Here is a 13,408-nt window from a genome sequence, read left to right as displayed (position 1 = left end):
TATGACAGCACTTTGGCTTATTTTAGTTCCTTTAATAGCGAGTTTAGTAGTTTTTTTCATTCGTAATGAGCAAGCAAAAAAAGTAGCTTTACTATTTAGTTTCATTGAGTTAGCTTTGGGCTTGCTTGTAGCGTATCGGTTCAATGCCTTTGCAGGAATGCAATTTGAAAATAAACTGATGTGGATACCTTCGGCGGGCATTGCTTTTCATTTAGGCATTGATGGTTTGAGCATTATTCCTATCATTCTTACTACTTTTTTAGTGCCTTTTATTATTCTTTCTGCATTTGGTAATGAGTACGAAAAGCCTAATGTATTCTATGGGTTGATTTTGCTGATGCAAGCCTCTTTGATAGGAGTTTTTACAGCTCAAAGTGCTTTTGCTTATTACTTGTTTTGGGAAGGAGCGTTGATACCTGTTTATTTCATTGCGGCACTTTGGGGGGGGGCAAACCGAATAAATATTACTTTCAAATTCTTTATTTACACCGTTTTTGGCAGTTTGCTAATGCTCATAGCTTTTGTGTATATGTATATGCAAACGCCTGCCAATCACTCTGACGAGGCAAGTGTTTTGTATCTTTTGGCTTTTGATAAAACCACTCAAAATGTGCTATTTTGGGGGCTTTTTATTGCTTTTGCAATCAAAATGCCGATATTTCCTTTCCATACTTGGCAACCTGATACGTACAGCGAATCACCTGCTCCTGCAACAATGTTACTTTCGGGTATAATGCTGAAAATGGCTATTTACAGCCTATATCGTTGGCTTTTGCCTTTATTGCCTGCCGCCACTTTTAGCAACGCTTTTTTTGTAACAATGCTTGGTGTTATTGGCATAGTGTATGGGGCAATTATTGCTATCAAGCAAGATGATATGAAGCGAATTTTGGCGTATTCATCTTTTTCTCACGTGGGTTTGATGTCTGTGGGGCTTTTTACGTTTCAATTTTTAGGAATGCAAGGCAGTTTGATACAAATGCTTGCTCACGGTATCAATATTGTGGGATTGTTTTTTGTGGTAGATATTATTCAACGTCGCACTGGTTTTAGAAATTTGAGTGATTTAGCAGGACTAACCCAAAATGCTCCCGTACTGACGGTCTTTTTTGCTATTTTGCTTTTAGGAAGTGTTGGCTTACCGCTTACAAATGGTTTTGTTGGTGAATTTTTATTGATTTCTGCACTTGTCAGAGCCTACTGGGCTGACCCCGCTTTTGCTTTGATTTTTGGAGCTATTGCAGGGCTTACGCTCATATTCGGGGCGGTGTATATGATACGAATGTTTCAAGGGGTGATGTTCGGAGAGCCTAACGCTAATGCTATTCAAATGAAAGATGTTACTTTTTCGGAGGCTCTTGTGCTTGTACCTCTGTGTGCTATGGTGATTTTAATGGGAGTTTATCCAAATTTATTTTTGAAAATGAGCGAGCCAGCAGTCAGGGATTTATTAGATTTTGCATTTCAAAGAATTCGGTAAAATTGTATGAAAAATCTTTCTGAAATTACTGAAAAAGCTATACAACACCTCCAAAAATACAGCAATAGCCTCAATACCTATTCCGATGAGGCTTTTGCTTTTAAGGCAGAAGAGAAAATTTGGTCTTTGGGGCAAATGTACGAGCATTTACTCACCTCTACGGAGTTTTTTATTGCACAGGTGAAAGGTTGTTTGAGAGAAGAAAAAGGCAGTTTTGAGGGAGAAAAAACACCTATTGGCGAGCAAATTATAGCATCAGGCAGTTTTCCACCTATTGAAATCAAAGTTCCTGAAAAGTATCAGTCTGCAGGTGAGCCTATAGCTCAACCTAAAAGTGTTTATCAGGAACGATTTGGAGAGTTTATTCAAATTTTACCTGTTCTGCAAAAGGAAATAGAAGCTAAACCTACTACCTACAAACGCTTTCACGCTATTTTTGGAATGATAACCGCTTCCGAGTGGCTCTGGTGTATTGAGGCTCATTTGCGTCATCATTTCAGACAGCAAGAAAAGTTAGAAAAACTGGCTTTGCAATAAAACAGATAGCTATGCTATACTTATTTTTACGCCTTGTGGTTCGGATAGCTTTGCGAGTGTTTTTCAGGCGTTTGGAGGTGGAAGGCAAAGAAAATCTCCATTTAGATACTCCGCTGATTTATGTAGCCAATCACCCCAATACTTTTATGGACCCGCTTCTGATAGCCTCATTGAGCAATAAGCGGGTCTATTTTTTGGCAAATGGAAGCATTTTTAATCGCTTTACACGTTCCATTTTCAGGCTCTTTCAAATGCTACCGATTTACCGAAAAGTTGATAAGCCTGATAATCCTCTTTCGCAAGCCGAACTCAATAAAATGAGTTTTGCCAAATGTTATGAGCATTTAGCAAAAAAAGGCACTTTGCTGGTGTTTCCCGAGGGTACAAGTGTTATTGAAAGACGTTTGCGAGAGATTAAGACAGGAACGGCACGTATTGCTTTGGGAGCAGAGTTTGAGCATAACTTTTCGTTGAATTTGCACATTGTACCTATTGGCTTGAACTATGACGATGCCGATAAATTTCGGAGTGAGGTTTTTGTGAAAGTTGGTAAGCCTATTCGGGTTGCAGATTATCAAGAAGGCTATAATCCCGAAAACTTTGCGGTAGTGGAAAAATTAACCCACGATATTGAAACTGCTTTGAGCGAACTTATCATTATTACTGAAAATCAAGAGCAAGACCAGTTTATCAGAAATATTGAAACTCTATACAAAAATGAGTTGTTTCGTGAATTTCACTTGAAAAGAAATAAAAGTGAAGAGTTTGCAATTATCAAGGAAATTATCAGGGGGGTAAAGTTTTTGGAAAGCAAGGATAACGATTATTTCACACGTTTGCGGGTGCAAATGGAAAACTATTTGGAAAATTTGAAAACTCTGGGTTTGAAAGATAGCGTTTTCAGGGCAGAAAAAAAGCCCTCATTGCTTTGGTTTTTGCTGAAAAGCTTTTTGTTTTTGCTATGGGGATTTCCTTTGTACGTGATTGGTTTGGTTTTTAATTATATTCCTTACATTTTGCCTTCGCAAATTGCTCGTTTTATCAGCAAAGATGTTGCGTTCAAAGCCCCTTTGATGATGATTAGTGGTATTTTTACCTTTTTGATAGCATATAGTATAAGTTTAGGGCTGATTTACTATTTTACACAAAATTTTCTTTGGCTATTGATAGCTCTTGTATTTATGCCACTTTCGGGCTTTTTTGTTCTTATTTTTGTGGCTTGGTGGAAAAAATTTTCAGCCGAACTTCAAGCCATTCAGCTTTTTTTTCGGAAAACTTCGCTTATGCATAGCCTTTTAGAACAACGGAATGCAATTTTTGTTTCTCTCAAAAAAGCTCAAAAAGAGTACATACAAAGCAGGTGAATGGCGTATTTTTTGTAAATTTGTAAAATTTCCAACTTTCCAATGCAAACGCTCAAAAAAAATAAATGGTTTGATGTTGAAATTTTTGAATTTGGTTACTCGCCTATTAGCAAGCCTTTAATGACCGTCTGTAATTTTTGGGTGGAAGGCTTAATGATAGACACAGCTCAGCGAAATGCCCAAAAATTGGTAGCTAAAACTTTTCAAAATAAACATATTGAGCAAATTGCTCTCACACATTGGCACGAAGACCACATTGGAAATACAGCTTACTTTTACCAAACTTACAAACCTATTATTTTTTGCCATCCTTTTACAGCTCAAAAATTGTATACAGGTTTCAAGGTGCTTTTTTATGAGCAATTTATGTTCGGAAAAATTGATGCTTACCCTATTCCTACGCAAGCGTTTCCTGAAAAAATTTGCACCGAACATTACGAATTTTTACCTATACACACACCTGGGCATTCGCCTGACCACACAGTATTTTTAGAACCGAAGCAAGGTTGGCTTTTTTCAGGAGATTTGTTTGTTAGTCCGAGAATTAAGTATTTCCGAAAAGGTGAAGATTTAGGTGAGCAAATACTTTCTATCAAAAAAATCTTGCAATACGACTTTGATACGATTTTCTGCGGTCATTATCCACAAAAAAGCAAGGGCAAAGAACTTTTCAAACAAAAACTACAATATTTTGAAGATTTCTACGAAGCCGTAAAAATGTACTATCAGCAAGGATTGAGCAGTAAAGAAATTATGAAAGAACTGAAAATCAGAGAAGTACATTGGCTTAAATATGTAACTTGCCTTGATGTAAGTGTAGAGTATATGGTTACTTCTGTGATGAGAAGGGAAAAAAAACTGCAAAAACATACGCTTACTGCTTAGTTCGGAGTTAAGGTTCAAAAGATTCAATAGTTTGAAATGTAAAGTTTTCAATGTTCTTTAATTTTATGTCTGACGTATTATGAACAATATTGCATTTTCTTTCCCTAAAACTACTGAAAAGCACCCGCAAAATCGTGTGGTGAGTGCGGAATATAAGTCAAGCCAAAATTTTTTTGAAAGTGATAAGATATTGAAGCACTTTCTGAAAAAGTTTATTTCTGATACAGCTTGGCAATATATGGCTCCCAAATGGCAAAAACTTGGCAAGCAAGCCGCTTGTGATATGGATTTACTTTCGCAACTTGCCGATAAAAATCCGCCTGAACTCATTAAACGTAATTTCTTCGGTGAAACTATCAATGAAATTCGCTTTCACCCTGCTTATCACACCCTTACGCAAATTGCCATAGACTCGGAAATGTTTCGCGTAAAATGGCAACCCGATTTGCGTAGTGCTTTTCAGAAAGAACTGCATAAATTAGGTTTTGCCTCGTTTTTTCTATTCGGAATGAGCGAGGGCGGTTTGCCTTGCCCTTTGTGTATGACAGACGGAGTAGCTCGTCTTATTGATAAATTTGCTCAAGAGGAGGACAAAAAAAGGCTTTTGCCACACATCTATTCCACCAATTTAGAGGAGCTTTATACGGGGGCAATGTTTCTGACTGAAAAAGCAGGCGGTTCTGATGTAGGAGCTAATTTGGTGAGTGCTACTCAATGGAAAGACAATTACTATTTGCTCAATGGTGAAAAATGGTTTTGTAGTAATGCGAATGCAGAAATTATTTTTGCTTTGGCTCGCACAAATCCTGAAATCAAAGGTACAAAGGGGCTTTCTATCTTTTTGATTGAAAAAAAGAAGTCCGATGGCTCGCCCAATACAATGGAAATAGTACGTCTGAAAGATAAACTGGGGGTGCGTTCTATGGCAAGTGCTGAATGTATTTTCACGGATACACTTGGCAAACTCATAGGTAAAGAAGGGGAGGGCTTCAAGATAATGACAGAAATGATAAATCTTTCAAGGCTCTATAATGCGGTAGGTTCGCTTTCGCAGATGCGGAGAGCGTTGATTGAGGCTTATCAATTCCTGAAATATCGCATTTCTTTTGGCGTATCGGCTCTTGAACACCCACTTATTCGCACCAAACTTACCGAACTTGCAAGTATTTACACAGCCACTTTTTATCTGACTTGGCACGCTATTCATACCCTTGATAAAGCTGATAATGGTAGCAGTGAAGATGCCGAACTTTTGCGTTTGCTTACGCCTATGCTCAAAAAAACCGCCGCAGAGGCAGGCGTGTATGTAATACGCGAATGTATGGAACTTATGGGAGGAATAGGTTATATTGAAGATGGTGTAATGCCTAAACTTTTCCGAGATACTTTGGTACTACCGATTTGGGAAGGGGCGGGAAATATTATGGTTTTGGATATGCTTCGGGCTTCGGCTAAATCAGAAGGGCTGAAAATAATGTTTCCATTTATGCAAAAACAACTTGCCGAATACGAATTCTTGCTTCGGGAGCTACAAACCATACAAGAAATTTTTTTACAATTGCCTCAAATGGATAAAGATACCACCGAAGCTACTGCTAAACCGCTTTTTGAGCGTTTGGCTTTGCTTTATGAGCTTGCTCTTTTGAAGTTTTACAAAGATGCAGAAAACGGCGAATGGGTAAAGCCTGCTTTTGAGTATTTGTTGCAGAAATTACAAAGTTCAGCTCTTTCTTTTCAAAAACCGCTTTCTGTGCAAGAAGTAGAGAAAATGCTTGCTTGGGTAGTAGCATAAAGCTATTTGCCACGAACACAGGAAAAACTTTTTTGGCTGTATTCGTGGCAGTGCTTTTAGTGTTCTTTCTTTTTACGTTTTTTGTTCTTTTTGCCAGTAATATCTTCGGGTTCGCTCATACCACTTCTATCTTTGAAAAAGCGGTTAAAGAAACGCACCATAGAGGCAAGGCTATTGTTTTTCTTGTCAAGGACTTGTAAAGCTCCTTCGGAGTAAAATGTTTTGCCTTTGAGTAGAGGTCCAACCATCTGAAATTCACCAACTTCATTTTTAAGTTCAAGTAAATCTTTTCTTTCACCAGCTTGCAGGTCGGGTTTGTGGTTCAAAATAGCATCTGCAACGGCTTGGGTATTTACATAAACAAGCATAGGATTCTCTTGCGTAAGTTTCTGAATGCGACTTTCAACACTTTTCTTTACCTTGAAGTTTTTAAGATTTGAAATTAAATCTAAATCGTTGGTGATTACAAGCACGCCATTATCTATGGCAAGGTAATTCTGAACTTTACCTGCTTCTTTGATGCGGTAAAAATTGCCTTGTGGCTGAAGTTCAAAACCTTCCAGAACATTAAGAAGATAAATAATTTTTTTCAGACTTTCTTCATTGCCTATGGAAAGTGTAGCTACATATACAGCAACTTTTTCTTTACGTTTTTTCTTGACAGCTCCCAAGTAGGTTTCACCTTCATACTCATAGTCGGTGTATTCGGTTTCCATTTCTTTTACACCAGTAAAGGCTACCATTGCATCGCCTTTCAGCATACCCAAAATGGCATCTTCATCAAGCATTACACTCAAAACATCTGTTGTGGCGGCAATAATTTTGCCTTCCTTGCTTAAATCTTCACCAAAATTCTTATAAAGCTCTACCAAAGCGTTTCCTAAAACCTTCAAATCTCCTGATACAGCATACATTCCTAACAAGTTTTCTCCCTCTACGTATTTGTAAAATTCAGGGTTGATACGCTTATTGAAAGCATTGCCAATCAGCTGATACATTTTTTCACTTAAATAAGTTTCGTAAGTAACTGTGGTGCTTCCTTTGGTTGTATTGAAAAGAATATGGTCGTAGTAGTTTTTGTAAAAAGATTTTACACGACTGGCAAGACGCTCTGCATAGCCAAAACGCAACTCGGGAACTTCTTTAAGCAAATTACCGAAAGATTGTGTAAATTGTTCGTAATTGAGCCAAATACCTAAATCGTGAGGTTTTTGGAGAAATGTTTGGAAGTTGGCGTTACTTTCCAAGGGTTCGTTTGCATTGCCTTGTAAAATGGCAGTGGCTTCATTTTTAAGTAAATCTATTTTTCGTTGTTTGTTTTTACGTTCTCTTTCTTCCATTTTTTTGTCATACTCGGGGTCATCGTAATTGATACCTTCGTAGAAACTTCTTTCATTCAAAGCTACAAAGGCTATTACGCCACAGGTATTGTTCCAAGCTACTACTTGGTCGCCTTGCAAGTAAATAGCATTTTCACCATTTTTAATCTTATTCACATCGGCTTCTTTCCAAAATGTATTTGCCCAATTTTCAAATTTTTTGGAATTAGCAAGTCCAAACACAACCCCTACCATTGTAGCATTGCTATCCAAGGAGTTTACGAAAATGTATGAACGTGGGAAAGCATTGATGCCAATTTCTTCGGGGTTGCGGTAAATTGCCGAAACTACCTTGTAATCTTTGCTATAACGTTCTTTGAAATTTTTATCCAGATTTCTGAAAAAATCTAAAACCAAAAGGGTCTGAAATTTGCCTTTGGGCTTGTAGTTATGAGCATTGAGCGAAACAATTACAGAAGTTTTGCTTGCGGAAAGCCTTTTTTCCAAGGATTGAGCAAGTAGTACAGAAGTTTGTACAACTAACCAAATAATAAGAACAAGTATTTTTTTCATAATGAGTTGATTTTAAGTTTTAAGGAATTAAGGTTTGTGGTGCAGATGTTCAGTTAAAATTCAGGTTTCTTTTTTTGCAGAACGGCAGATACAATCAGGGAAATCAGAATACCGAAAATAGTACCGCCAATCAGCGTACTAACGAACATTACTTCGGGAGTAGTGAACTTTTCTGCCATTTGCATTTGCTCTTCTTTCATACCTGCTTTTTCCCAACTTTCACGGGCTTTTTCAAGAATTTCTTCAAATTTATGTTTAGCAATGAACCGATAATAAACTAATATAAAAAGTCCTAATATGAAATTGCTCAAAGCTGAAACAATGCTACCTATTCCCATTCCTTGTCCAAAACTCATAAAACCTTCGTTTTGGCTTTTGAAATATCGCATTGGGATAACAAGAAAAGCGACAAGTACAAAGATATTTAGCAGTGTAATCGCAAAATTTTGCTGTAAATCAGCTATTATGGTGATAAGAGAAATAGCGATGGAAGTTAATCCATAAATGATTCCGTAGCGAAACCCTACTTGGGTTGTGGTGATTTTCTGTTCCATATAGTTTTATTTCAGTTTTTCAGCAAGTTTATAGGCTTTTTTGATGCAATCGGCGATAGAAACACCATCTTTCCAGTTGGCACAAATATACAGGTTTTCTGTTTCTAAATCATTTAATCTTTCATAAACGGGTAAAATAAATTTATCGTATTGTGGAATGGCTTTTTGCCAACGCGTAACTTTTTGTAAAACAGGTAGAGCATCTATGCGATAAATTTCGCGAATTTCCTTTTGTACTTTGCTCATAAGGGTATTATCGTCCAGAAAAGTTTTTTCAATCCCTCGCATTCCTCCTATAAAACTTGTGAAAAGCACTTCGTTTTCTTTGCATCGCCCTTCAAATACCGAACTGCTCCAGATATGTCCTAATGTAAAAAGTTTTTCTTTGTGTGGGTGCAAAGCTCCAAAGCCATTCAAAGGTTTTTTGAAGAGGTCTTTGTAGTAAATGGTATGCACTACCACCATTGGGGCATAAGCAATTTTCTGCAAATTTTCTGCCAAAGAGAAATCTATTTTTTGCAGAATATTGCCTGCAACATAGGCAGGTGTAGTAATAACTACTTTTTCCGCTTTGAAGCTTTGTTTTTCGGTTAAGATTTCCCAAGAATGAAGGTTTTTGAAAACACTTTGCACACCACCTTCACAATAAGTAACGCCTACTTTTTGAGCCAGAGTTTTAGGAAGGGTTTGCATTCCATTTTTGAAAGAAATGCTTTTTTTACGTTCTAATTTGTTTTTTTTTAGTCCTTTGATGACAGAACCATATTTTTTCTCTAATTCGGCTAAAAAGGGAAAAGTATATTGCAAGAGCAGTTCATCGGGATTTCCTGCATAAATACCCGAAACGAAGGGGTCTAATGCGTAATCCACTACTTCTCTACCAAAACGGCGTTCAAAAAATTCGGTGAGGGTTTCTTGTGGGTGGGTTTTGGATTTAATTTTAGGTTCTCGGAAAATTTGTTTCTTAGATTTCCAAGAAAAAAAACTATTCCAAAATAGCGAAAGGGGTGAAGAAGGCAGTTTTTGATATTTGCCATTTTTGAAAACAAAACGACTTTTACTCACGGTGTTAGCCTCTACGATTTGCGAGGTAAGTTCCAGTTCATTGAGCCATTGGAGCAAGAAATCATCACAGAGCAAAGAATTAGGACCGAGTTCGTATAAATATTCTTTTTCTCTAACTGATTGAATAAAACCACCGGGTGAGTGTTCATTTTCCTTTTTTTCCAAAAGCAAATAAGGAACATTTTGCTTTTGCAAGAAATAAGCCAGACTTAACCCAGAGATACCAGCTCCAATGATAGCAATCATATTTTGCACCAATTAGGCACAATGAATAAAAAGTTTATATCCACCTTTTTCGCTTAAAGAAAATAAATGCACCAATGGCAATGGCAATCATTACAATCCAAACACCAATATAGCCGTAAGGGTGATACAATTCGGGCATATTGAGCGGTAAAGCCTCTTTTTCTAATCCTTCGGGGGCAAAGTTCATACCATACACTCCTACAATAAAGGTGAGTGGAATGAAAATGGCTGAAATAATAGTCAGCACTTTCATTACTTCATTAGTTTTATGAGTAAGGGTTGAGTTATAGGCTTCGGCAAGGCTGTAAGCAATTTCTTTTTCGTCATCAAGTACTTCTAAAATTTGTAAGCAATGGTCGTAAGTATCCCGAAGATATACTTCTACTTTGGGGTCTTTGAGAGGGTGTTCGCAACGCAGAAGCTCGCTAATCTTATCTCTTTCGGCAAGGGCGGCTTTACGAATTTGCAAAATTTCACGCTTGATTTGCAAAATATCGTGAATGCTTACATTATTTACGTTTGTAATGATTTTGTCTTCTAACTCGTTGAGCCTTTGGGCGATATTTTCAGCCATAGGGAAATAGTTATCCACAATGGCATCAATCAGGGCGTAGGTGAGGTAGAATATGCTAGAAGCACGCATTGTGCCTTTGCCTTTGCGTAGGCGTTCGCGTACAGGTTCTAGGCAGTCCTCGTATTCATCTTGAATAGTTAGCAAAATATTTGGGAGAACAAAAAAGGCGACTTGTTCATTGATGAGTTTATTATTTTCAGGTAAATGATACAACATTCGTGAAATAATAAAAATATGCTCATCGTAGGTTTCTACTTTGGGTCGTTGGTCGCCGCTCACAGCATCTTCAATGGCAAGGTTATGTAGCTTGAAATAATTTTTAAGACTATCAAAGAAAGCGGTATTTCCGATGCCTTCGGTATCAATCCAATGTTTAAGGGTATCAGGCTGTTTATCTAAGTAGGCAAATAGTTCAGAAAGTCCATTAAATTTGTGTTCAAAGCAGACCTCTGCGTTGTAAGAAAAGACACGAATTTCAGGAATAACATCGCTCTGCACATCGTAATAACCCGGATATGCACCTTGTACTCTTTTGTAGCCTGAAAAAGTTTCAGGTATGATGTCTAATTCTTGGCTTCTGCGGTCAGAGGAACTCATTGTCTTTTGATTTTAAGCACATCATTTTGAACATCTACCAACTCATATACAAAATCAGTTTTTCCTATGTAGCTATTCTTTTCAAGGTTTATGTTTGCTTGTTTTTTGCCGTTGGCTTTCCAAGAGCCTTTGATTTCCACAGGGGCATCAGCAGGGGCGATGCGGAGCATAAAACCGCCATTTTTACTCATACGGAAAGCCTCACGAGGACCGCGAGAAATAGGAAAGTTATAGCCTTCGGTGCGATACACTTCTACTCCATCGCCTTTTTCTTCTTCGGAGGAGCGTACCCAAGTTTTATCAAAAACTTTGTCCCAGTCTCCAGTTTTTTTGCATTGATTAGCCGAAAAGAACCACGCCAAAATAACAAAAATAAAAGTTGTTTTTTGCATAAAAAAATTAGTTTTGAGTTGTGAAAATTACTTCATATTATGAAATACTTGTTGAACATCATCATCTTCGTTGAGCTTTTCGAGCAGTTTTTCTACATCTGCTTCTTGCTCGGGGGTTAATTGTTTAGTATCCAAAGGAATACGCTCTAATTTAGCACTTTTGATTTCAAAACCTTTGTCCTCTAAATATTTTTGAATTTTACCGAAACCTTCAAAACCCGCATAGATGAAAATTTCGCCTTCATCAACTACCATTTCGTTTAAGCCGAAATCAATCAGTTCAAGCTCCATTTCTTCTAAATTAACATTTTCTTTCATAGTAACTTGAAACACAGCTTGTCTTTCAAAGAGAAAATCTACTGAACCCGAAACACCCAAACTTCCCCCACATTTATTAAAATAACTCCGAATATTTGCTACGGTGCGTGTAGGGTTGTCTGTGGCAGTTTCAATGATTACTGCAATACCGTGTGGAGCATATCCTTCATATACTACTTCTTTATACTCTTCTTGGTCTTTGGAACTTGCTTTTTTGATAGCTCTTTCAATATTTTCTTTGGGAACATTATCGTGTTTGGCATTTTGTAAGATAGTACGAAGGCGTGCATTGTATTGGGGGTCGGCACCGCCTGCTTTTACAGCCATAGCAATTTCACGGGCATATTTGGTAAAAGTTTTAGCCATTTGCCCCCAGCGTTTGAACTTTCTTTCTTTTCTAAATTCAAAGGCTCTTCCCATAGCTTTTATTTTGGATTTAGGTAATGATTAACTGATTTACGAAAATAGAATTACAAAGCCAAAGTTAGAAATTTTTACAAAAGTACAGAAACTTGCAAAAATTTCTGCAAAATAGCAAAAAATTTCCGTAATAGAGCTGTTGTTTGAACTTTTTATGGATTTATAGTAAATTGGTTTTCAGATAAATATCTTTCACAAGGATTTCGCACTCTCCGATGAAAATTTTTTCTTCGGGGTTTTTGGTAAGGTGTAAGTTCCAGTCGTTTTCGTTTTGCCTTTTGTAGCCTCTGATAGCAACTTTTTCACTATCTACGAGCCAATATTCTTTCAGACTTTCCAGTGCGAAATAACATTCCATTTTTTCGTGGGCGTCGTAATGGGCAGTGCTTTCGGATAAAACTTCAATGATAATAGTGGGATTGAGCAAAACTTCTATACCTTTGTATATTTCAAGATGTTGCTCACCACAAACCAATACTACATCAGGATAAACATATCTTTCACAAGTAGATAGTTTTACGAGTATATCGCTGGGTAGCACAATGCAGTTTTTTTCTTTGGTACAATTACTCAAAATAGTAATTACATTTGCTACTATAACATTGTGTTTCAGAGATGCACCTGCCATAGCGATAACCTCACCTGCGTGATATTCGCTTTTATGTTGGTTTCGGGCTTCTTGCTCCAAGTATTCCTCTACACTGATTTTTACGAGGGTTTCCATAGTTTAGAGTAAGTTGGTTTTCAGATAAATGTCTTTCACAAGAATTTCGCACTCTCCGATGAAAATTTTTTCTTCGGGGTTTTTGGTAAGGTGTAAATTCCAATCACTTTCATTCTGTCGCTTATAGCCTTTGATAGAAACTTTTTCACTATCTACAAGCCAATATTCTTTCAGACTTTCCAGTGCGAAATAACATTCCATTTTCTCGTGGGCGTCGTAATGGGCGGTGCTTTCGGATAAAACTTCAATGACAATAGTGGGGTTAAGTAAAACATCTATGCCTTTGTGTTTTTCAAGTTGTCTATCTTTACATAAAATTATTAAGTCAGGATAGACAAATTTTTCGCAAGCAGGAATTTTTACAAGCATATCACTTGTAAAAATCTCACAATTATTCTCATCTATGCAAAATATAAGATTTTTGAACAAATTTCTAACCACTACATTGTGATTGATAGAAGCACCTGCCATAGCAATCACCTCACCTGCGTGGTATTCGCTTTTATGTTGGTTTCGGGCTTCTTGCTCCAAGTATTCCTCTACACTGATTTTTACAAGGGTTTCCATA

13 protein-coding genes are annotated in these 13,408 nt (G+C 37.2%); 5 read left to right on the top strand and 8 right to left on the bottom strand.

Annotated features, from left to right (window positions below; translation table 11 throughout):
* Position 1: 1 nt before the first annotated feature.
* From Rain11_RS01675 to Rain11_RS01655, 5 genes are all read left to right on the top strand, one after another.
* Positions 2–1,480 carry a complex I subunit 4 family protein gene (locus tag Rain11_RS01675; protein WP_101357595.1) on the top strand — a complete coding sequence of 493 codons (1,479 nt, stop codon included), beginning with the start codon at positions 2–4 and terminating at the stop codon, positions 1,478–1,480.
* A 6-nt stretch (positions 1,481–1,486) separates the two neighbouring features.
* The gene (locus Rain11_RS01670) at positions 1,487–2,017 is read left to right on the top strand and encodes a DinB family protein (RefSeq protein ID WP_101357594.1); all 531 of its coding nucleotides are present in this window, start codon (positions 1,487–1,489) and stop codon (positions 2,015–2,017) included.
* An 11-nt stretch (positions 2,018–2,028) separates the two neighbouring features.
* Positions 2,029–3,381 carry a lysophospholipid acyltransferase family protein gene (locus tag Rain11_RS01665; protein WP_101357593.1) on the top strand — a complete coding sequence of 451 codons (1,353 nt, stop codon included), beginning with the start codon at positions 2,029–2,031 and terminating at the stop codon, positions 3,379–3,381.
* A 42-nt stretch (positions 3,382–3,423) separates the two neighbouring features.
* Positions 3,424–4,266, top strand: a complete 843-nt coding sequence (locus Rain11_RS01660) for an MBL fold metallo-hydrolase (protein ID WP_101357592.1) — start codon at positions 3,424–3,426, stop codon at positions 4,264–4,266.
* Between the two features lie 79 nt (positions 4,267–4,345).
* On the top strand, positions 4,346–6,058 hold the full coding sequence (locus Rain11_RS01655) for an acyl-CoA dehydrogenase family protein (protein WP_101357591.1): 1,713 nt from the start codon (positions 4,346–4,348) through the stop codon (positions 6,056–6,058).
* Positions 6,059–6,114: 56 nt separating this feature from the next.
* Here Rain11_RS01655 and Rain11_RS01650 read toward each other — a convergent pair whose 3' ends face one another.
* The 8 genes from Rain11_RS01650 to Rain11_RS01615 all read right to left on the bottom strand — a co-directional run bounded on the left by Rain11_RS01650 (position 6,115) and on the right by Rain11_RS01615 (position 13,407).
* Positions 6,115–7,950, bottom strand: coding sequence for a DUF4836 family protein (locus tag Rain11_RS01650; RefSeq protein ID WP_101357590.1), 1,836 nt, complete (start codon positions 7,948–7,950; stop codon positions 6,115–6,117).
* A 53-nt stretch (positions 7,951–8,003) separates the two neighbouring features.
* Complete coding sequence (locus Rain11_RS01645) at positions 8,004–8,504, bottom strand: DUF4199 domain-containing protein (protein ID WP_101357589.1); 501 nt, start codon at positions 8,502–8,504, stop codon at positions 8,004–8,006.
* A 6-nt stretch (positions 8,505–8,510) separates the two neighbouring features.
* Positions 8,511–9,815, bottom strand: a complete 1,305-nt coding sequence (gene hemG / locus Rain11_RS01640; RefSeq protein ID WP_101357588.1) for a protoporphyrinogen oxidase — start codon at positions 9,813–9,815, stop codon at positions 8,511–8,513.
* Positions 9,816–9,849: 34 nt separating this feature from the next.
* The gene (gene corA / locus Rain11_RS01635) at positions 9,850–10,986 is read right to left on the bottom strand and encodes a magnesium/cobalt transporter CorA (protein ID WP_101357587.1); all 1,137 of its coding nucleotides are present in this window, start codon (positions 10,984–10,986) and stop codon (positions 9,850–9,852) included.
* Complete coding sequence (locus Rain11_RS01630) at positions 10,983–11,378, bottom strand: hypothetical protein (RefSeq protein ID WP_101357586.1); 396 nt, start codon at positions 11,376–11,378, stop codon at positions 10,983–10,985. The genes corA and Rain11_RS01630 overlap by 4 nt, the downstream gene beginning before the upstream one ends.
* Before the next feature lie 27 nt (positions 11,379–11,405).
* Positions 11,406–12,116, bottom strand: coding sequence for a YebC/PmpR family DNA-binding transcriptional regulator (locus Rain11_RS01625; protein WP_101357585.1), 711 nt, complete (start codon positions 12,114–12,116; stop codon positions 11,406–11,408).
* Positions 12,117–12,276: 160 nt separating this feature from the next.
* A complete protein-coding gene (locus Rain11_RS01620) occupies positions 12,277–12,840 on the bottom strand; it encodes a Uma2 family endonuclease (RefSeq protein WP_101357584.1) in 564 nt (187 codons plus the stop codon).
* 3 nt (positions 12,841–12,843) lie between these two features.
* Positions 12,844–13,407: a Uma2 family endonuclease gene (locus Rain11_RS01615; protein WP_101357583.1), complete on the bottom strand. Its 564-nt coding sequence runs from the start codon at positions 13,405–13,407 to the stop codon at positions 12,844–12,846.
* Position 13,408: the final 1 nt, after the last annotated feature.

Origin of the sequence: Raineya orbicola, assembly GCF_002843425.1 — a bacterium.
In the GTDB taxonomy this organism is placed as follows: domain Bacteria; phylum Bacteroidota; class Bacteroidia; order Cytophagales; family Thermonemataceae; genus Raineya; species Raineya orbicola.
Note: the sequence above shows the minus strand (reverse complement) of the source record. Positions and strands in the feature narration are given on the sequence as shown.